Annotated in this window: 19 protein-coding genes; 9 read left to right on the top strand and 10 right to left on the bottom strand. The window is 41.3% G+C overall.

Annotation, left to right across the window (positions count from 1 at the left end; all coding sequences use genetic code 11):
• Positions 1–40: 40 nt before the first annotated feature.
• Both atpC and atpD read right to left on the bottom strand, forming a co-directional pair.
• Entirely contained in the window at positions 41–298 is a 258-nt protein-coding gene (gene atpC, locus HY58_RS02950; RefSeq protein ID WP_039127329.1) for an ATP synthase F1 subunit epsilon, read from the bottom strand.
• Positions 299–341: 43 nt separating this feature from the next.
• Entirely contained in the window at positions 342–1,841 is a 1,500-nt protein-coding gene (atpD, locus tag HY58_RS02945; protein ID WP_039127325.1) for a F0F1 ATP synthase subunit beta, read from the bottom strand.
• Positions 1,842–1,988: 147 nt separating this feature from the next.
• On the opposite strand from atpD, the gene HY58_RS02940 reads away from it, so the two are divergent.
• Entirely contained in the window at positions 1,989–3,584 is a 1,596-nt protein-coding gene (locus tag HY58_RS02940) for a murein L,D-transpeptidase (RefSeq protein ID WP_039127322.1), read from the top strand.
• Here HY58_RS02940 and HY58_RS02935 read toward each other — a convergent pair.
• From HY58_RS02935 to HY58_RS02925, 3 genes are read right to left on the bottom strand one after another with little or no spacing between them, the layout of a single operon-like run.
• On the bottom strand, positions 3,581–3,985 hold the full coding sequence (locus tag HY58_RS02935) for a hypothetical protein (protein ID WP_039127319.1): 405 nt from the start codon (positions 3,983–3,985) through the stop codon (positions 3,581–3,583). The two genes, HY58_RS02940 and HY58_RS02935, sit on opposite strands and share 4 nt — an antisense overlap.
• Positions 3,954–4,337, bottom strand: coding sequence for a phage holin family protein (locus tag HY58_RS02930; RefSeq protein WP_039127317.1), 384 nt, complete (start codon positions 4,335–4,337; stop codon positions 3,954–3,956). Before HY58_RS02930 ends, HY58_RS02935 begins: the two co-directional genes overlap by 32 nt.
• A 9-nt stretch (positions 4,338–4,346) precedes the next feature.
• Positions 4,347–4,598, bottom strand: coding sequence for a YtxH domain-containing protein (locus HY58_RS02925; RefSeq protein ID WP_039127315.1), 252 nt, complete (start codon positions 4,596–4,598; stop codon positions 4,347–4,349).
• Between the two features lie 70 nt (positions 4,599–4,668).
• Here HY58_RS02925 and HY58_RS02920 point away from each other — a divergent pair, with 70 nt between their 5' ends.
• The 6 genes from HY58_RS02920 (at position 4,669) to HY58_RS02895 (ending at position 11,313) form a co-directional block, all read left to right on the top strand.
• Positions 4,669–5,766, top strand: a complete 1,098-nt coding sequence (locus HY58_RS02920) for an AI-2E family transporter (RefSeq protein WP_039127314.1) — start codon at positions 4,669–4,671, stop codon at positions 5,764–5,766.
• Between the two features lie 26 nt (positions 5,767–5,792).
• A complete protein-coding gene (locus HY58_RS02915; RefSeq protein ID WP_253271490.1) occupies positions 5,793–6,965 on the top strand; it encodes a hypothetical protein in 1,173 nt (390 codons plus the stop codon).
• 72 nt (positions 6,966–7,037) lie between these two features.
• Positions 7,038–8,888 carry a DNA polymerase III subunit gamma/tau gene (locus tag HY58_RS02910; RefSeq protein WP_039127312.1) on the top strand — a complete coding sequence of 617 codons (1,851 nt, stop codon included), beginning with the start codon at positions 7,038–7,040 and terminating at the stop codon, positions 8,886–8,888.
• Positions 8,889–8,915: 27 nt separating this feature from the next.
• Positions 8,916–9,674, top strand: coding sequence for a bifunctional demethylmenaquinone methyltransferase/2-methoxy-6-polyprenyl-1,4-benzoquinol methylase UbiE (gene ubiE / locus HY58_RS02905; protein WP_039127310.1), 759 nt, complete (start codon positions 8,916–8,918; stop codon positions 9,672–9,674).
• Complete coding sequence (locus HY58_RS02900) at positions 9,635–10,390, top strand: outer membrane beta-barrel protein (RefSeq protein WP_039127308.1); 756 nt, start codon at positions 9,635–9,637, stop codon at positions 10,388–10,390. The genes ubiE and HY58_RS02900 overlap by 40 nt, the downstream gene beginning before the upstream one ends.
• Before the next feature lie 152 nt (positions 10,391–10,542).
• Complete coding sequence (locus HY58_RS02895) at positions 10,543–11,313, top strand: rhomboid family intramembrane serine protease (RefSeq protein ID WP_039127305.1); 771 nt, start codon at positions 10,543–10,545, stop codon at positions 11,311–11,313.
• Here HY58_RS02895 and HY58_RS02890 read toward each other — a convergent pair.
• Positions 11,310–12,365, bottom strand: coding sequence for a hypothetical protein (locus HY58_RS02890; protein WP_156123546.1), 1,056 nt, complete (start codon positions 12,363–12,365; stop codon positions 11,310–11,312). The genes HY58_RS02895 and HY58_RS02890 overlap by 4 nt on opposite strands.
• A gap of 193 nt (positions 12,366–12,558) precedes the next feature.
• On the opposite strand from HY58_RS02890, the gene HY58_RS02885 reads away from it, so the two are divergent.
• Complete coding sequence (locus HY58_RS02885) at positions 12,559–14,034, top strand: glycosyltransferase (RefSeq protein ID WP_172644588.1); 1,476 nt, start codon at positions 12,559–12,561, stop codon at positions 14,032–14,034.
• A gap of 22 nt (positions 14,035–14,056) precedes the next feature.
• Here the strand turns inward: HY58_RS02885 and HY58_RS02880 are convergent, their stop codons facing one another.
• Positions 14,057–15,718, bottom strand: coding sequence for a pyruvate dehydrogenase complex dihydrolipoamide acetyltransferase (locus tag HY58_RS02880; protein WP_039127298.1), 1,662 nt, complete (start codon positions 15,716–15,718; stop codon positions 14,057–14,059).
• Between the two features lie 86 nt (positions 15,719–15,804).
• Here HY58_RS02880 and yihA point away from each other — a divergent pair, with 86 nt between their 5' ends.
• A complete protein-coding gene (gene yihA, locus HY58_RS02875) occupies positions 15,805–16,440 on the top strand; it encodes a ribosome biogenesis GTP-binding protein YihA/YsxC (protein ID WP_039127295.1) in 636 nt (211 codons plus the stop codon).
• A gap of 13 nt (positions 16,441–16,453) precedes the next feature.
• Here the strand turns inward: yihA and HY58_RS02870 are convergent, their stop codons facing one another.
• From HY58_RS02870 to HY58_RS02860, 3 genes are all read right to left on the bottom strand, one after another.
• Entirely contained in the window at positions 16,454–16,927 is a 474-nt protein-coding gene (locus HY58_RS02870; RefSeq protein WP_039127291.1) for a ribonuclease H-like YkuK family protein, read from the bottom strand.
• Between the two features lie 98 nt (positions 16,928–17,025).
• Positions 17,026–17,394: a CoA-binding protein gene (locus HY58_RS02865; RefSeq protein ID WP_039127288.1), complete on the bottom strand. Its 369-nt coding sequence runs from the start codon at positions 17,392–17,394 to the stop codon at positions 17,026–17,028.
• A gap of 84 nt (positions 17,395–17,478) precedes the next feature.
• Positions 17,479–18,936: a hypothetical protein gene (locus tag HY58_RS02860; protein WP_039127283.1), complete on the bottom strand. Its 1,458-nt coding sequence runs from the start codon at positions 18,934–18,936 to the stop codon at positions 17,479–17,481.
• Positions 18,937–18,938: the final 2 nt, after the last annotated feature.

The following is an 18,938-nucleotide window of genomic DNA, read 5'->3' as shown; positions in this document are numbered from 1 at the left end:
TTCCTGTGGATAGGAGGATCAGTTATTTTATAGGGGACTACTAGCTTGGCACTGCACCTTCAACCAATACTGTAACCTTATTATGGAATACTTCCACAAAGCCACCCTGGATTAAAAATACAGCAATATCTGATTGGCCTTTATCCTTCAGCACTTTCAGCTTACCAGGTTTCAGCGCACTCACCATTGGCGCATGCTTTTCCAGCACTTCAAATAAACCATCCACACCTGGCAATTGTACCCCGTATACATCCCCGGAATATAGCTTACGCTCAGGTGTTAATATTTCAAGATTCATAAATCAATTTGTCGTTTTCTATTTGAGTGGCCTTCAAATAATATTATCCTTGTGCCTGTGCCATCAGTTTCTTTCCTTTCTCAATAGCATCTTCAATGGTTCCTACAAGGTTAAATGCTGCTTCCGGATATTCATCAACTTCACCGTCCATTATCATATTGAATCCCCGGATTGTATCCTCAATACTTACAAATACACCTTTAAGTCCCGTAAATTGTTCAGCAACAAAGAAGGGCTGACTCAAAAACCTTTGAACTTTCCGGGCGCGCTGCACTGTCATTTTATCTTCATCACTAAGTTCATCCATACCAAGGATAGCAATGATATCCTGTAATTCCTTATAGCGCTGAAGTATCAATTTAACCCTGTTGGCTGTATCATAATGTGATTCACCAACCACCAGTGGGGTAAGAATTCGGGAAGTTGAATCCAACGGATCAACAGCGGGATAGATACCAAGATCTGCAATCTTACGACTCAATACCGTTGTTGCATCCAGGTGAGCAAAAGTAGTTGCCGGGGCGGGATCGGTAAGATCATCAGCAGGCACATAAACAGCCTGTACCGAAGTAATAGAACCATTTTTTGTTGATGTAATCCTTTCCTGCATTAGACCCATTTCCGTTGCAAGCGTTGGTTGGTACCCCACAGCTGAAGGCATACGACCTAAAAGTGCCGATACTTCAGAACCCGCCTGGGTAAAACGGAAGATATTATCTACGAAGAATAAGATATCCTTTCCTTTTCCTGTACCATCTCCATCACGGAAATACTCAGCTATGGTTAATCCACTCAGCGCAACGCGTGCACGTGCTCCTGGAGGCTCATTCATTTGACCGAATACAAAAGTTGCTTTGGAATCCTTTAGATCATCCATATTTACTTTCTCAAGATCCCATCCACCCTCTTCCATGCTATGCTTAAATGCATCACCATATTTCATAATACCGGCCTCAATCATTTCGCGCATCAGGTCATTTCCTTCCCGGGTACGCTCACCTACACCAGCGAAAACAGAGAGACCTCCATGACCTTTTGCTATGTTGTTGATCAGCTCCTGGATCAACACCGTCTTACCTACACCCGCACCTCCAAATAAACCAATTTTACCGCCCTTGGCATATGGCTCAATAAGGTCAATTACCTTGATGCCGGTAAAAAGTATTTCAGTAGACGTACTGAGATTTTCAAACAAGGGTGGCTTATTGTGGATGGGCCGTCCATTACTTTTATCAATCGGGGGTAACCCATCAATGGGATCTCCGGTTACATTGAAGAGACGCCCATAGATACCTTCACCGATTGGCATAGCGATCGGTTTACCGGTGTCAACTACTTCCATGCCACGTACCAATCCTTCTGTACCATCCATGGCAATACAGCGAACGCTATCCTCTCCAAGATGCTGCTGGACTTCCAGAACCAGCGGTTCTGCATTCGGACGCTTAATTTCCAGTGCATTCAGAATTTCGGGCAATTTACCATCGAACTGCACGTCCAGTACGGCTCCGATGATTTGTTTGATCTTTCCTTTAGTTGACATATATGAAGACCTTTTTAGGTGAGGTTTTCGAATTTTGCCGCAAAGGTAAGGTATGGCAGGTAAAATCCATCAAATCAGAAAGGAAATTGGGCGAAAGAAAAACCTTCTCCCCATCAATTGGTTATTTTTGAATGAGAACTATTGATAATGAAGCGGATATTATCTGTATTAGCTTTTATATATGTCCATTTTTTATTTATTTCCGGATGTAGGAATGGCAATTCCCAGCAACCTGAAAAAACCTCCAGGGATACAGCAATTACCATAAAAAATGCTTTTTCAGGTCTCTTTTTTGATAGCCTGAGAATGGAAAACTACCTGAAACAGCGCGCAGTTCCTGATACAGCCAAACAACTTTTTCGAAATTTCTATATTCAAAGAAACTTCCAGTATGCCTGGTTTGACAGTTCTGGACTTGCTGAACAAGCTCAGAATTTCTGGAGCCTTCAATCAAATTATATAGACTATAGCGGTGACAGTGCTATTTATAATGTTTACCTGAACCGTTGGATGGATTCAATTAGTAGCAATGGCGTTAACTCATTGCCTGATTCTACCCGATTAGGCGTAGAATGGGGACTCACTTTTCAGTTTTTCCGTTACGCCAACCGAGCTTACAGCGGGCGACGTAGTCTGAGCGCGACCGATCTTGAGTGGTTTATCCCCCGCAAAAAAGCGAACCTCCTCTCTATGCTTGATACCCTGGTAAAAGAAAAAGGAAAGGAAATTAGTCGTTATGAACCAGTTAATCAGCAATATCAATTGCTCAGGAATCAATTGAAAAGATACTATGATATAGAGAGAGACAGTGCCTGGAACCCCATTCAAATCACCCAAAAAAAAATCAAGATTGGTGATAGTGGATTGATTATCAATAAAATTCGCAGACGCTTACTTCTTACTGGAGACCTGTATTATTCTGACACCATTACCTTATTTGACGATACTCTCCTTCTGGCAGTAAAAAGATTTCAAAGCCGTTATGGATTAGCAGCTGACGGAATTTTAGGTGCAAGTACGCTGAGAGAACTTAACAAACCAATTAACGACCGAATCAGACAGATTCTGGTAAATATGGAACGAATGCGTTGGGTTCCGGAACAACCTAGGGGTGATTATATTCTGGTGAATATCCCCGAATTTAAAGCGCATGTTTATGAAGCAGGAAAAAAGATATTTGACATGGAAGTAGTGGTGGGTACCACTAGTAACAATACAGTAATTTTTACCGGAAACCTTAAATATGTTGTATTTAGTCCTTACTGGAATATTCCCCCGGGAATCCTGAAAAACGAAGTATTGCCTGCAATCCGGAGAAATCCCTCCTATCTCGAACGAAACGATATGGAATGGTATAATGGTGGTATCCGGCAAAGGCCCGGAGAAAAAAATCCTCTGGGTCTCGTCAAATTCTTATTTCCCAATAACTATAACATCTATTTACATGACACACCGTCTAAAACCCTTTTTAAACAAACCAAAAGGGCATTTAGTCATGGTTGCATTAGGATTTCCGAACCTGTTCGCTTGGCCGAATGGTTGCTGAGAGCTGACAGTATATGGACTACGGAACGAATATTCTCGGCTATGCATTCAGGAAAAGAAAAATATGTAACCCTGAAACAGAGCGTACCTGTTTTCATTGGTTATTTCACAGCCTGGGTTGATGCTGATGGAAGGTTGAATTTTCGGGATGACATATATGGGCATGATAAGAAAATGATCAAAAAAATGTTTGATTAAGATTTTCTTTCAGTCAGTTTCTTGTTCTTTCTATTGGATAGTAATTTAAAAGCCAGCTGGGCGAGGGCAGTAACACCTGCAACCTTCCATCCCCCTGCAACTCCTGTAGCTGCTGCAGCCACACTGGCAAGTTTAGATGTTTTCTTTCGCGCCAGAAAGCCACCGGCAATAGCTGCACCAGCGCTTAATGCAAGTGCGGCGGTTTTTCCAGTGAGTAACGAGGGCATAACAGCCCCTGCCCCAGCCTTCACTGCCTCTGAAGGAAGTGACTTCAGGTTTTGCCTTATTTCATATTCCTGAACTTTGATTCTGTCGCGGAGCACCTTCTCAGCAGCTCTTAGATCCTGAAGATTATTTATACCTCCAAGATTACGCTGTGTGTTCTGTATCAACTTGTTCATGGTTGGAATGTTTATCGAATAGAATTTTCACCACAGTATTAGCAATGAAAGGGTCCAGAAATTTCTTACGAATAGCAATGACTATAACTAACAATATCACATAAATGCCCGTCACGATTCCAAAACCATAAAACAAACTTCCGGTTAGATCAGCAAAATAATAGCCCCCCATAATACTGATAAATATGAGTATTAAGAAGCATAGCATTAAAACAACCAGGAATATCACCATGGCGGAAGCTAACCTGGAAGCCTTCTCAGTTCCTTGTAACTTTAACAATAATAACCTGTTTTGCAGATAATCCTGAACAAGTTGTTCGGTCTTTTCAAAGTATCCGGTTTCCTTTTCCATAAAAAAGTATCAGGTTGTAGTAGAGGTATCTGTTTCCTTTCCAAAATCATTAGCCCATTTCTTTCCTTTTTCCACTGCCGACTCAATCTCCGACTCAAATTGCTTAACTTTTTCCTTAACATCCTCACCTGCATTAGCAGCAGCAGATTTAATTTCATCCACGATCTCCTTACCTTTATCCGTTGTGAGGAAATAGCCTAATGCCGCACCCGCGGCAGCTCCAAGCAATAAACCGGCTATAAATTTTGACTGATCATTCATGGCATAATATTTTACGGGTTAACTTGTTCCTAAAATTACAGCTAACTAACGGAAAACAGGCACCTATACCATGGAAATCAAATCTGATCATAAGATCAACAAATACTTTTTTCTCGGAATCATACTGATTTTTGCTTTTTTCCTGCTTTATAGCATGATTGAGTTTTTCACTGCTTTTCTGGCCTCCGTGATGTTATATGTACTCAGCAAGCCCGCCCTCGAATATCTTGTTAAAAGGAAAGGCTGGAGCAAAACATGGGCCGCCGTTCTGATTATTACGATCAGTGTGATTATCATATTAGCCCCGCTTACGTTGTTTGCCTCCATGGTGTATAATAAAATATCTGTTTTTGTAAATAATCCGGATATAATATTAAACACACTTAAAAGTTTTGACCAGCAGTTAAGCTCCAGGTTTGGTATTCGCTTGCTTTCAAATACCAACATGGCTAAGATTCAAACCACATCCACCAATCTGATGAGTGAGGTGCTAAATAATAGCCTCAATTTTTTCACCACCATATCGATGATGTATTTCTTCCTCTACTTCATGCTGATGAATGTAAACCGCATGGAAGCAGCAGTAGTTTTTTACCTTCCATTTCCACGCAGCAAGATCGAATTGTTTGGAAGAGAATTGGTGGCGCAAACTTTCTCTAATGCCGTGGGCGTTCCACTTATAGCTGTAGTTCAGGGACTCTGTGGATTTGCAGCTTACAAAATTACCGGCCTGCCGGAAGCAGGTTTCTGGGCAGTGGTAACAGGTTTTGCCTCTATTATTCCTATTGTCGGTACTGCACTTGTTTGGGTGCCTGCAGCCATTTACCAGTTGGCCACAAGCCATGCATGGGAAGGCATATTCATCATAGGTTGGGGCGCAATCATTCTGGGAAGTGCAGATAATGTTGTAAGGTTTCTTCTGGCAAAGAAAATGGCTGATACTCATCCCATTGTAACTGTACTCGGAGTAATAATGGGACTTAAATATTTCCAGATACCAGGACTTATATTTGGTCCTTTGCTAATATCTTATTTCATCATTCTCCTCAAAATATATTATTGGGAATATCAAACTATTTCTCCTGTAGTGAAACGAAAGAAGGCCAGGCCATTACGTTTTAATCTTCCTTTTCTGGGGCCAGAAAAGAAAGATCGCTATCGATCATAGAATTGATACACTATTTTTGCGGCAGTATGATCCAGAATATGCAGATCAAGCCCGTAGATTCACCCCAACTTCGTCGTCTTTTCCTTGAGATGCCTGCTCTATTATATAAAGGCAATCCTAATTATATCAGACCCCTTGATAAGGATATTGAAGCCGTATTTGACCCTTCCAGAAATAAGGCATTCAGGTTTGGAGAAGTGATCAGGTGGGTACTTTTCAACAATTCGGGAGAAGCCATTGGACGTATCGCAGCATTTGTAAATAGGAAATATAAAACAAGGGGGGATGATGTTCCAGTGGGAGGCTGCGGGTTCTTTGAATGTATCAATAACCAGGATGCTGCCAATCAATTGTTCGATACAGCAAAAAAATGGCTGTCAGACAAAGGCATGGAGGCTATGGACGGACCTATTAATTTTGGTGAAAGAGATAAATGGTGGGGACTGGTTATCCAGGGGTTTCAATCACCGCTATATTGCATGAATTATAATCCTCCTTATTATCAATCCCTGTTCGAGCATTATGGATTCCAACCATTCTTCTACCAGTATTGCTATGGCATGCATCCTAAAGAAACACTCGCCAAAAAATTCTTTGATAGGCATGCAGCATTGACAACTGACAGGGGTTTAAGTGCACATCATGCTGATAAGAAAAGACTTGATAAATTTGCCGCCGACTTCCATACAGTTTACAATAAGGCCTGGGCCGGACATGGCGGCAATAAAGAGTTAAGCCTGGAACAATGTAAAATGCTTTTTCGACAGATGAAACCAGTCATGGACGAAAAGGTAATATGGTTCGCCTATTATAATGACACGCCTATTGCCATGTTCATAAACCTTCCTGATCTTAACCAGTGGTTCAGATACCTTAATGGAAAGTTCGACTTCCTGCATAAGATCAAATTCCTGGTTCTGCGCGCAACGGTTAAGAATAAAAGATTTGCCGGACTGGCATTTGGTGTAGTTCCGGAATGGCATGGGAAAGGTGTTGATAGTTATATTGTTGTAGAAGCCGCAAAAATAATTCAGCACGACCTTGATTATGAAGAATATGAGATGCAGTGGATCGGTGATTTTAACCCTAAAATGATTGCCGTTGCCGAATCGATTACACCGGTGAAAAGTCGCATCCTCATCACATATCGTTACCTATTTGACAGGAATAAGGAATTCAGGCGACATCCTTTACTTTAATCAGATTTATTCCTGCCTTCCTCCCACATAGAGTGAAAGCAGGGTCAAAACATTTGCCTAATTTAGCCTCCTATGGATCAGTTTATAGTATCTGCCCGAAAATACCGTCCCCAGAACTTTTCAACCGTTGTGGGACAGCAGCATATTACAACTACATTAAAAAATGCTATCCGCAACCAACAACTAGCGCATGCTTTTTTGTTCTGTGGACCAAGAGGTGTTGGTAAAACCACCTGCGCCCGGATACTGGCTAAAACCATCAATTGCGAAAATCATTCAAATGATGGGGAAGCATGTAATACCTGCTCGTCCTGCAGTTCATTTAATGAGGGAAGTTCTTTGAATATCCATGAGCTCGATGCCGCCAGCAATAACTCTGTTGATGATATCCGTTCTCTTGTGGAGCAAGTTAGGTTTGCCCCACAAGCCGGAAAATACAAAGTATACATAGTGGATGAGGTCCATATGTTGAGTACAAGTGCTTTTAATGCATTTCTTAAAACACTGGAAGAACCACCTCCCTACGCAATCTTTATTCTGGCCACCACAGAAAAACATAAAATACTACCTACCATTCTGTCACGCTGCCAGATTTTCGATTTCAAAAGAATCACTATAAATGATACAGTTGAACACCTGCAGGAGATCTGTGATAAGGAAGCCATCCAGGCAGAACCTGCAGCACTTCAGGTAATTGCCCAGAAAAGTGAGGGTTGCATGCGTGATTCGCTTAGCATCCTTGATAAAATCGTCAGCTTCACAAATGGGGAGCTCACCTATAAGAACACCCTGGAACACCTGAATATCCTTGACGCCGAATATTATTTTCGAATGATGGACTACATGTTGGCTCAGGATCTCTCAGGCGCTATGCTTTTGTTTGATGATATAAATCGAAAAGGTTTTGAGGGAGACATGGTATTAAGCGGTTTCGCTGAGTTTATACGTAATCTTTTACTCAGTAAAGATTCAAAAGTTGCCTCATTGGTTGAAGTTGTTGAAACATTCCGAAATCGTTATATAGATATTGCCTCAAATCTCGAAGCAGGTTTTCTTGTAACTGCCCTCAACCTGTTAAATGAAGCGGAAATACATTACAAAGGTGCAAGGAATAAAAGGTTACATGTTGAGATGTTGCTCATAAGGCTTTGCTACCTTAAACAAGCCATTGAAGTGGTAAACGATGGATCCCGGAAAAAATTGACAGAATCAAAACCACTTAATTTTCGGTTACTGCAACCTGTTGTACGGAAGGAAGTTCAACCAAATAAAAAATCAGAAACAGTTACTACAGTAGGTGAGAAAGGGAATACAAATTCGGGGGCCCGATTAATCATTGATGAAGACATTATTTCAAAAACCCAAAATAGCACATTAAATATTGCTGTAAAAGATGGCGAACATAAAATTCCTGACCCAACCCTTGCATCCAGGCCTGCGCTGCAAGAGCCAGTTTCAAAGCCTTCAACCGGGAAACTTGGCTCGCTGGCGAGACTGCGCCAACAGGTTAGTAACACAAATCAGGGTGGTACAGCAATCAAATCCATCACTCTTACGGATGAATTATTAACACTTGCCTGGCAGGAATATATTGAACAACTTAAAACTCTTAGAAATCCGGCAGTGCAGAGTTTTGAACTGGCTGAGCTGCGACTGAATGATACCTCCAGTTTTACGGTAGTAGTGCCAAATAATCTACAGCAGAAATTTATTGATGGCGAAAGGATCCCACTTTCTGAATTTTTACAAACCAGATTCCATAATCGCAACCTTACATATCAACTAATTGTAGAACAACGGGAGGATCTATTAATAAAAATAGAAATCCCACCAAACTCCAGGGAAAGGTTTACGCAAATGGCAGCTCACTATCCATTAGTAAAGGAGCTCAAGGACAGGCTTAAACTGGAACTTGATTATTAAGTATTAAAGGAATTATCTTTACCCCCCATGAGTAACTCGCTTCCGCATGATACAATCCTGCCATATGGTGATAAAAACAGGAGTAAGAAAGACCAGGTGGCAGATATGTTCAATCAGATCGCATTCCGGTATGATTTCCTAAATCGTTTTCTTAGCGGCGGGATTGACATATACTGGAGAAAGAAAGCAATCAGTGAATTACGTACTCTTAAACCCAAAAAAGTACTTGATGTAGCAACTGGTACTGCAGATGTTGCACTCATGACTATGAAATATTTAACACCCGAAAAAATAATTGGCATAGATATTTCTACTGGAATGCTCGAACTCGGTAGGAAAAAAATTGCTAAAGCACTGTTAAACGATCGGATTGAGCTGTTGGAAGGAGATAGTGAAACAATAAACTTTCCCGACAACACGTTTGATGCCGTAACTGTGGCATTTGGCGTCCGCAATTTTGAACATCTTCATAAGGGGATTTCAGAAATGCTTCGCGTTTTGAAGCCAGGTGGCAAACTGGTTGTACTCGAATTTTCTAGGCCTAAATCAAAAGGATTCAAAGGATTATATAAAATCTACATGAACCTCGTTGCTCCAGGCATTGGAAAAATGGTATCAAAAAACAGGGTTGCATACCAATATCTTAATGATTCCGTGCAAGCTTTCCCCGAGGGAAATGATTTTTTGAAAATTTTACAGGAGACAGGTTTTACAAATACCTATCTTAAAACGCTGAGCTTAGGAATATGTACAATTTATTGCGGAACAAGATCATCAGAAATATAAACATACTCCTGGTCTTTTTGATCAGTACTTGTTTTTTTGCCAACACATCAACGGCACAACTACGGAATTCATTAAATCTTCCCGATAATGATGATAAATGGTACCATATAGGTATTGTAATCATGGGAACATCTAACAGGTTTCAAATCAGCCAGCATCCCCGCTTTCTGGAAAGCGACAGCGTTCTGGTAACAAATCCCAATAATAATTTCGGTTTTGGTATAGGCGGAATGCATACATTTCGTGTTAGTAACAGATTCGAAGCAAGAGTAGTATTTCCACAGCTTCTCTTCGTCAATAAATCAATTAACTACCATCTCAGATATCCTGAATCTTCAAACCAGGAAACAGAGGTAATGAACCAGAATGTTGAATCAATCCTTCTGGGCGTACCTGTGCAACTTAAACTTAAGTCAGACAGGATAGGAAACTTCAGGGTTTATATGATGGGGGGATTAAAGTTTGAAACTGATCTCAGTTCCAAAGCAAATGCACGCAATGCAGAAAACTTTGTAAAGCTTAAAAAATCTGATTATGGTATTGAAGCAGGAATTGGCTTCAATTTTTACAATAAAATGTTCATCCTTTCCCCGGAAATAAAGATCAGTAATGGCATAAGCGATGTTCATGCCCGTGATGCAAATCTTAAATTTTCCAATGTAATTGATCGGATCCAAAGTCGTCAGATAATTTTTTCTCTCATTTTTGAAGGCTGATATCAAACCTATAGAAATAGTTTTCAAGTTATCATCCTAATTACATAATTTGATGATATCAAATATACTGGTATAGCAATTGAATACCACCAGGGAATATGACCGTTGGCAAATTCCAACGGTTTTCCTTTCTGATGTAAATTTTAAATATTATGCTATTACCTATCAGCGACGATAACCACGATCGCCATATTACGCCATATATAACCTGGGCTTTAATCGCCATTAACATTTTTGTATTTATCTACTGGCAGGCATTTGGATCCGATCTGGGATTCACGTATGCCTTTTCAACTGTTCCTGCTGAAATACTGACCAACCGCGATTGGGTTACTGAATCGAAAATAATAAGAGATGTAGCTTCTGGCAAAAGCTTTGAAATGCCTGGGTTGCAGATAACACCTATTCCAGTATATCTCACCTTGATAACTTCAATGTTCATGCATGGCAGCCTTACACACATTGGTGGAAATATGTTATATCTCTGGGTTTTCGGCGATAATCTTGAAAACAGAATGGGACATTTACGCTACCTCGTTTTTTACCTCCTGACCGGAATTATTGCATCGCTTGCTCATGTTTTTTTTATACAATTCACGGGTGCCGACCCCTTAATTCCCAGTCTGGGTGCATCAGGCGCCATTTCTGGCATTATGGGAGGATATCTTTTGTTATATCCTAAGCGCAAAGTAAATGCGCTATTGGGATGGATCATAATTGCCATACCTAGTTGGGTGGCACTTGGCTTATGGATATTATTGCAGGTAGTTAGTGGCTTTGGAACAATTGGAGGTCATGGAGATGGTGTAGCTTATATGGCCCATATCGGGGGATTCGTAGCTGGTTTTATTCTGGTCAAAATTTTTGATAAGGGCAAACCAAAATCAATAGTTCCGAAGCAGAATAGAGGAGGGTTTCGCTAAAAGTTCACACCGCTGCTTATCCTGCTAAGCAGCTGCTGGTAAGTTTTCCGAACAAGGGTTTCAGCAAGCTGTTCCCTATTGGGTGGATAATCATCCCACCTATTACTTATTAAGGCAATATCCTGTGGGGTTAAGGCCCGCCGGTCGCCAGTGTAGGTAGCCCTTTCCTGAACCCACTCTATTCGATCAGAAAAACGATCATACAAAGAATTATTATTGGTTTCTCTATCATAAATCCGGCATTCCAGGGTAGCATAACTTGACATATATCTCCGACTAACCGTAACGGTTGCATAAACGGTTTGTGTAAGCTGTCGTGGAGGGTTTGTTTTGGTTTGTCCGGTAACAATCTCTTTTGAACGCTGGTACGACCTGGAATCTGTATGTACATTATCGATGAAAAGATCTGTAAAGTTCAAGTCCACTATTTTGTCTGGCACCAATTGCTGTGCGCGTAAATCATATTCAGTAAAGAACCTTGTATTTGCATAAGAACGGGCATTTAGATCGCGAACCATTTGCTGCTGCATCCAATCATTCTGGAATCCAAAATAACCATAGGTGTAACGATTGTAGTTCACGGGATTTACAAGAACCCTGGTAGTAGCTTTTTCTGCAGCTATTAATAGCATGTTGTCAACATCTTTATATCCTGGTGAGGCTTTTGATGCTTTTTGGAAATTATCATAGGCTTTCTGCGCATACTGTCTGGTATTGTATCCAAGGAAGGTCATACCCGCATTATAATAATCTTCCGCTGCAAGTTTATTGGCCCCCTGGATCATCAGACTGGGATCCCATGGATCCGGTAAAGCTGCATTTGCCCCGGGTGACGATTTTATCTTGTCATACATTTGTTTTAGCACCATCCATTCTTTTGCCATTTCAATATACTTGTCGCCCGGTGCTCCCTTCTGAACAAGGTTATCCGTGATAGATTTTCTTTTAATCCTTGCCGCCTCATACGCAGCTGGCAACAATTCCGCAGCATCTTTATCAGCCGGATTGTTTGTAAGCCTTTCAATCAGATCAAAAACTGTTTTATCTTCCATAGTATACCTTTTGGAAATCTTACGATTAGATCCACAGGCTATTATAAACATCATTGACGTTATAAAACATAGAAAGGCAATCGGTTTCATATGATGATAATTTTTCCTATACAATATAATAAAATGATGGCACAGATTTTTCGATTAGGTTTTATCTTTAAAGACTGCTCTTTCTGGCAGTTAAATGAATACCATGGTTTCAATAATTATTCCTGTCCTGAACGAAGGATCCACAATCCGAAAGGTGATCCGAATTATTCGGCAGACAACCCTACCAATAGAAATAATTGTAGTGGATGATAATTCATCTGACAATACGATTGCGGAAGCCATGAAAGAATCTGTAAGAATTGTTACCAGCAGCAGGCGGGGAAAAGGATTATCTATGCGGGAAGGCTTACTTGCAGCACGGCATGATGTAATTGTTTATCTCGACGGCGACATTACCACATACCCCTCTGATATTGTAGATCTCCTGGCCGGACCAATACTTCGCAATGAAGCTGATTTTGTAAAAAGCACATTCAAACGTCAGGCAGGCCGGGTTACCCAACTAGTTGCCAAGCCCCTATTGAGTATTTTATTCCCCGAACTAAGTCACCTGGAGCAGCCTCTCAGCGGGATGATCGCCGGAAAAAAATCCTACCTCGACCAGGTGCATTTTGAGAAAGATTACGGGGTCGATATTGGTTTGTTAATTGATATGCATCGAATGGGTGCTAGAATCGTGGAGGTGAATATTGGGAAAGTTCAAAATGCTATGCAGAATCTTGAACAACTTGGTAAAATGTCGAAAGAGGTCAGCCGCACTATCTTAAATAAAGCAAACGCCCTTGGGGATCATATCCTCGAAAAGATTGGCCAGATAGATTTAATTAACAGGCAAATGGAATCTGCGGTTCTTGAATCTATCGAAAAGATGGAGAAGATAGTCCTGTTTGAAATGGATCATGTAGTCTTAAGGGATAATTTTACTGATACGGCAGCTTCCCGAAAAGGATTATCTGAAGGACTGGGAACTGTACGGCTTTTATATAGTGAGCCTGAAGAAAGGATTCGGGCTACTGCAGCACTGTTTAGAGACAAAAGTTTACCCTGCCTGCTCGAAATAGTTGATTCAATGCCTCTGGTACCAGGCATCCGTGAACTACTTCGAGAATTAAAAAAACGTGGCTACTCCTGTGGATTGGTATCAGAACAATTTTCATTTGTTGCAAATCATTTAAAGAACACTTTGGGATTTGATTTTGTACTTAGTAACCAGATGAAATTAGAACATGGTTTGATAACTGGTGAAGTGGTTATAGCTCCCTTTTTTACTGCTCTCGATAATAAAAGCTCTTACCACAAATCATCAATGTTTTCCCATATCCATAAACGCCTCGAACCAATACGCGCCAATGTTATATATGTAACAGCAGATAAGAATGATCAGGAATGTCTTGAATTGGCGAGTATTGGATACTTTTTCGATGGTTCCGATATTCTGTCCATGCTTCACCATGCACCAGGCAAAAAGAATAATACGAGGTTTGGGCTCTCCTCTTTTCGGCGACAAAAGCCTTCTCAATATGTATTACCAATGCTGGTTTTAACTGCGGTGTCTGTGTTTACTTATTATACATTCCTCCAAAAGAATAAAAAAAACCCGCCATTGCAAGCGGGTTGATATACTTTATGGCTCACGTCCATTAAACCAACATGCGAAGTGGTTCTTCGAGTAAGGACTTTACTGTCTGGAGAAACGCAGAACCACTTGCCCCATCAACTACCCGGTGATCACAACTAAGGGTAACTTTCATCACGTTACCCGGAACAACATTTCCATCTTTTACAATGGGAACCTGCTGAATGGCACCAATAGCTAATATGCAACTATCCGGTGGATTGATTATGGCCGTGAATTCATCGATTCCAAACATTCCAAGATTACTTATAGTAAAAGTGCTTCCCTCCCAATCTGAAGGCTGTAGTTTTTTGCCTTTTGCACGAGTGGCAAAATCTTTCACTTCTGTGGCGATCTGCGCCAACCCTTTTGTATCTGCAAAACGAACAACCGGAACAAGAAGGCCTTCTTCAACAGCAACAGCCACCCCTACATTTACATGATGATTGGTGCGTATATTATCTCCAAGCCAACTGCTATTTACCACAGGATGTTGTTTCAGCGCCAGGGCAACGGCCTTTAATACCATGTCATTAAATGAAATCTTTACAGGTGCAACCTCATTTATCTGGGCCCGGCTTGCTACAGCCTTATCCATATTAATGGACATGGTAAGATAAAAATGGGGAGCAGAAAATTTGCTTTCTGCCAGGCGTCGGGCAATCACCTTTCGCATTTGTGAAACGGGTCGATCTTCAAAACTTACTTCTCCCCCACCTGCCGCAGCCGGCATGGATTTCGGTGCCTCAGCAGGAGCTGAACTTTTTTGAGAGGACGGCTTATACGATTCTATATCAGATCTTACAATCCTGCCACCATCTCCTGAACCCTGAATCTCATTCAGGCTTATGCCTTTATCTGCAGCAAGTTTTTTTGCAAGTGGTGAGGCCTTAACACGTCCATTAGTTGTTGATGGAGCTGCCTCATTAGAATTTGCCACAGGTGACGCAGCTGCTGTTGAGGAAGCTTCCGGAGCATTATTGGAAGCGGGCGCAGATACCTGTCCGCCACTGGCTGCAGCCTTAATAGCCTCCAGATCAACCTTTCCTTCCTCTCCTATTACACATAACAAGGAATTGACCGGAACCTTTGCACCCTTTTCAGCTCCGATATAGAGCATAGTGCCGTTCTTATAACTCTCGAGTTCCATTGTTGCCTTATCTGTCTCTACTTCTGCAAGGAGTTCTCCTTTCTTTACCGTATCTCCCACTTTCTTATGCCATTCAGCAATTACGCCCTCTGTCATGGTATCACTAAGCCTTGGCATAAGAATGACTTCCTCAATCTTACTAAGATCTAGTGCTACTGAAGCAGAGGAAACGTCTTGGGCAGTCGGGGCGGGCACTTCCTTAGCAGGAGCAGGTGTTGTTTTTTCGGTTACAGGAGATGCAGCAGGGGCAGATTCAGACCCGCCGCCATTGGCAGCAACGAGGCTCGAAATATCTTCACCGGGATTACCAATAATAGCCAGCAAATCATTGACCTGTAACTTCCCGCCTTTCTGAATCCCAATATGTAACAGGGTTCCATCTTTGTAACTCTCAAGGTCCATAGTTGCCTTATCGGTTTCAACCTCAGCCAGCAATTCACCTTTCTTCACGGAATCACCAATATTCTTATGCCAGGCTGCGATAACGCCTTCGGTCATAGTATCGCTCAATCGGGGCATCAATATCACTTCTGCCATTTGACTTATGAGTTTAGTTTTCGATTGCTTTTAAGAGGCCGAAATTAAGGAAAAAGACGCTTCCCCCATCTCCCTATCTTTGCCAAATGCATATCACAAAAGCCGTTTACCTGATCAGCAGTCCAGAAGTGGCGCAATGCCCGCCTCCCGATAAACCCGAATACGCATTTATTGGCAGGTCAAATGTGGGTAAATCATCACTGATTAATATGCTCTGCAAAAACCAGAAACTAGCAAAAACTTCCGGCACCCCAGGGAAAACACAACTTATCAATCATTTTGAGATAACCAGTGTTTCAAAGGAAGGAGCAAAGGACTTTAGCCATTGGTATCTGGTTGACCTTCCAGGTTATGGTTTTGCTAAAGTGTCACAATCTAACCGCCGTAAATGGGAGCAAATGATAGAAAATTACCTGCGTAAACGTGAAAACCTGTTAATGGTCTTCATACTTATTGATAGCAGGCATGAACCCCAAAAGCTTGATCTTGATTTTGTTAATCAGCTCGGAGAATGGGAAATCCCATTTACCCTGGTGTTCACCAAAGCAGATAAGGAAAACCAAAGAACAGTATCAAAAAATGTAAAATCCTTTCTGGAGGAGATGCGAAAAACATGGCAATTTCTGCCAGCAAACGTAGTTACTAGTGCTATAAAGCAAATGGGCAGAGACAAAATCCTTTCAATGATTGAGCAAACAAATCAACAGGTATCTGGTGAATAATTAAGCAAATTGATCAATTCACAACTTTGTTTGCGCAACTGCTACTTGCAAAAGCTTCGGGCTTGGCCTTGAAAGCAAATCCCATTCCCAGAATATAACCCATCGCTTCCTTCAGGGCATCATTACTCTTGAAATTTGGATTTGTATTTATATCCGCATGCACTTCCATGTCAACATTGTATTCGGTGAACAGGTTGCATAGCTCATAGGCAATCTCTATACTCCTGGCCACTTCAACCAGCATTCGTTCCTTAATAGAATACTTCTGCCTGGTTTTCTCGTTGTGAATGAACATGAATCCACCATGGCCTTCGCGTAGGAATACAATCACGGTTGCGAATTCGGTTTCGGCGCCTTTCACCTGCGAGTCTGTTCCAATACAAACTTTTAGATGATAACCATTTTCGGTTTCACGCCTGATGGCTTTTTCTACGGCGTCACGGATCGGAATATCGATCGGATCGCCATTAAATTTTCTCCATAACATAAAAATGGGTTTTACTAATTTAATGAAAAACCCCCTTAATACCTTTCTTTGCGCCTGTTATGGTTAAATTAATTTCTCACAAAAGTGAACAACTTTTACTAATACTGGCCTGAACTTAACATCACCAGTGTACATCCCTCCTGCGGATATATCTTATTCGCCATCGCCAATTCATACAATTCCTCATTTTCCGTACCCGGATTAAAAATGATTCTCCGGGGCTTTAATGAAAGAATGTAATCGTAGTATTCCTGTTGATTAGTGGGCGATAAATATAAAGTGACCGTGTCAATGCCATCAAAATCCTGCTTATCCTTATGGATCACCACATCACCTACTGTAACAGCTTTACGGCCAATGGCTTCAACAGGGTGGTTATATGCTCTGAGCTTTTTTATTGCAAGGTAACTATAACGGGATGGATTATCCGAAGCACCAAGAACCAGTGTTTTTTTTGTGTGCGACATAGATCAACTTGGTTTAATCCTAAATGTATTACAGGATCCTTATATATGCTGTAAAACAAGCAACATTCACTTCTTTTTTACCACTTATGGTGGTGGTGGACAATCCAGAAATTTGCTTCCTTTTGAGCCAGTCACCTTTTTACCGGGCCTGATATTTAATGTTATATATCCCCCACCATTGGCCATTTTGTCCTTTGAAAAGATATTGCCAAGGTTATGGAAACCTATCAGTAATGGACCAGCCTTAAAACCTGCCCCAACCCAAAATTGATTTTCATTATTCAGCAGCAGAGGCAGGTAAATACCCCACCTCCGGGTTTCCCAACGTGGTGTTATTCGAAATACATTCATATTCCTAAGGTAAAGTCTCTCCTTTCCCAGAACACCCCCAACATTCAGGCTAATTTCTCCATTCAGGTAAAATGCATCAAATAGATAGCGATCTGCATTCAATACTAGTCGCCCGGGGTGAAAAACATGAAAATCACCACCCAGGGGATTTAAAGTTGTAAATGTTGATATAGAATCATTTAACTGGGTAAGGCTACTAAACGCCGTATTGAGTTTAGAATCAAGTATGCTACCTGTAACCCCTTCAGAAGGCATTTTTCCAATTTTACTCTGGGAACCATAATTATATTTTGCCCATCCAGCATCTATAAGGGATGCGCCTAACTTCCAGTCATAGTCGTAATATGACTCCTCATCATCCATAACACCGGGATCGCCTCCCGGCTTCAAAACAATTTCAAATCCCGCGTCAAAAGAAAAACCGGTCCTCGTATTTTCTAACAGCTTGCCCGGGCTAGTACTGCCTTCCCCGTTTTCGGCCCATTCATTAAGGTTTGATGAATAACCATACAGGAAGTCCCCCCCTGCAACTTCATACCCGCCTGTATCGCGACGCCGGTGCTTAATGTCAATGATATCGGCCCGCCCTCCTGCAACACCTCTGTTCAACTTAAGAGTCAAGCCTGCATTGACACGCATGTCTGTATTTTCAATTACCGTTTGCGCATATGACCCGTAAAATTCTATAATACTGCTGCCGCGTAATTCAACATTAAATGACTCAGATTCTTCATTAATGGATAAAAAGCTGTTGAAGGTCTGAATACTATCCCGAAAATTATATACACTGGTGGAGCTGTTGCCGAAAGTCTTAAAATTAACTCCAAACGCCACAGCTTTTCTCTGATCAATTGCTATCCGCGTATTCACCAGGTTAATATTAGTTTGTTGATGAGCAAAACGCCTGTAATTGCCGCCGAGAATCTGGAATTTAGAATTTACCGGACTCCCCAACAGCGAATAATCGATTATCTTAATAGCATTCGTACTATACTTTGATTGGATACCGATCACCGTTATATCCCATGGATAGGGAACATTTACAATCGAAGCAGGGTTGTTGTGAACGCTAAGAGCGCCTGAATAGTTGGAACCCTGGACTGCATGGTAATCCTGGCCCAATGCGGCATGATTAAATGCAAACCAAACAAAAACCATGAATTTTATCCGCGATAAACTGATTCCTCTCATTT

This window comes from Flavihumibacter sp. ZG627 (assembly GCF_000814325.1).
Lineage (GTDB): Bacteria > Bacteroidota > Bacteroidia > Chitinophagales > Chitinophagaceae > Flavihumibacter.
Note: the sequence above shows the minus strand (reverse complement) of the source record. Positions and strands in the feature narration are given on the sequence as shown.

Coding starts and splice junctions, on each gene's coding strand:
- HY58_RS02930 (WP_039127317.1), bottom strand. CDS start 4,337: ATGGAAAAGGAAACCGGATACTTTGAAAAGACCGAACAACTTGTTCAG.
- HY58_RS02885 (WP_172644588.1), top strand. CDS start 12,559: ATGGTTTCAATAATTATTCCTGTCCTGAACGAAGGATCCACAATCCGA.
- HY58_RS02895 (WP_039127305.1), top strand. CDS start 10,543: ATGCTATTACCTATCAGCGACGATAACCACGATCGCCATATTACGCCA.
- atpD (WP_039127325.1), bottom strand. CDS start 1,841: ATGTCAACTAAAGGAAAGATCAAACAAATCATCGGAGCCGTACTGGAC.
- HY58_RS02890 (WP_156123546.1), bottom strand. CDS start 12,365: ATGGAAGATAAAACAGTTTTTGATCTGATTGAAAGGCTTACAAACAAT.
- HY58_RS02910 (WP_039127312.1), top strand. CDS start 7,038: ATGGATCAGTTTATAGTATCTGCCCGAAAATACCGTCCCCAGAACTTT.
- HY58_RS02920 (WP_039127314.1), top strand. CDS start 4,669: ATGGAAATCAAATCTGATCATAAGATCAACAAATACTTTTTTCTCGGA.
- HY58_RS02940 (WP_039127322.1), top strand. CDS start 1,989: ATGAAGCGGATATTATCTGTATTAGCTTTTATATATGTCCATTTTTTA.
- HY58_RS02880 (WP_039127298.1), bottom strand. CDS start 15,718: ATGGCAGAAGTGATATTGATGCCCCGATTGAGCGATACTATGACCGAA.
- HY58_RS02870 (WP_039127291.1), bottom strand. CDS start 16,927: ATGTTATGGAGAAAATTTAATGGCGATCCGATCGATATTCCGATCCGT.
- HY58_RS02900 (WP_039127308.1), top strand. CDS start 9,635: ATGTACAATTTATTGCGGAACAAGATCATCAGAAATATAAACATACTC.
- yihA (WP_039127295.1), top strand. CDS start 15,805: ATGCATATCACAAAAGCCGTTTACCTGATCAGCAGTCCAGAAGTGGCG.
- HY58_RS02915 (WP_253271490.1), top strand. CDS start 5,793: ATGATCCAGAATATGCAGATCAAGCCCGTAGATTCACCCCAACTTCGT.
- HY58_RS02935 (WP_039127319.1), bottom strand. CDS start 3,985: ATGAACAAGTTGATACAGAACACACAGCGTAATCTTGGAGGTATAAAT.
- ubiE (WP_039127310.1), top strand. CDS start 8,916: ATGAGTAACTCGCTTCCGCATGATACAATCCTGCCATATGGTGATAAA.
- HY58_RS02865 (WP_039127288.1), bottom strand. CDS start 17,394: ATGTCGCACACAAAAAAAACACTGGTTCTTGGTGCTTCGGATAATCCA.
- HY58_RS02860 (WP_039127283.1), bottom strand. CDS start 18,936: ATGAGAGGAATCAGTTTATCGCGGATAAAATTCATGGTTTTTGTTTGG.
- HY58_RS02925 (WP_039127315.1), bottom strand. CDS start 4,598: ATGAATGATCAGTCAAAATTTATAGCCGGTTTATTGCTTGGAGCTGCC.
- atpC (WP_039127329.1), bottom strand. CDS start 298: ATGAATCTTGAAATATTAACACCTGAGCGTAAGCTATATTCCGGGGAT.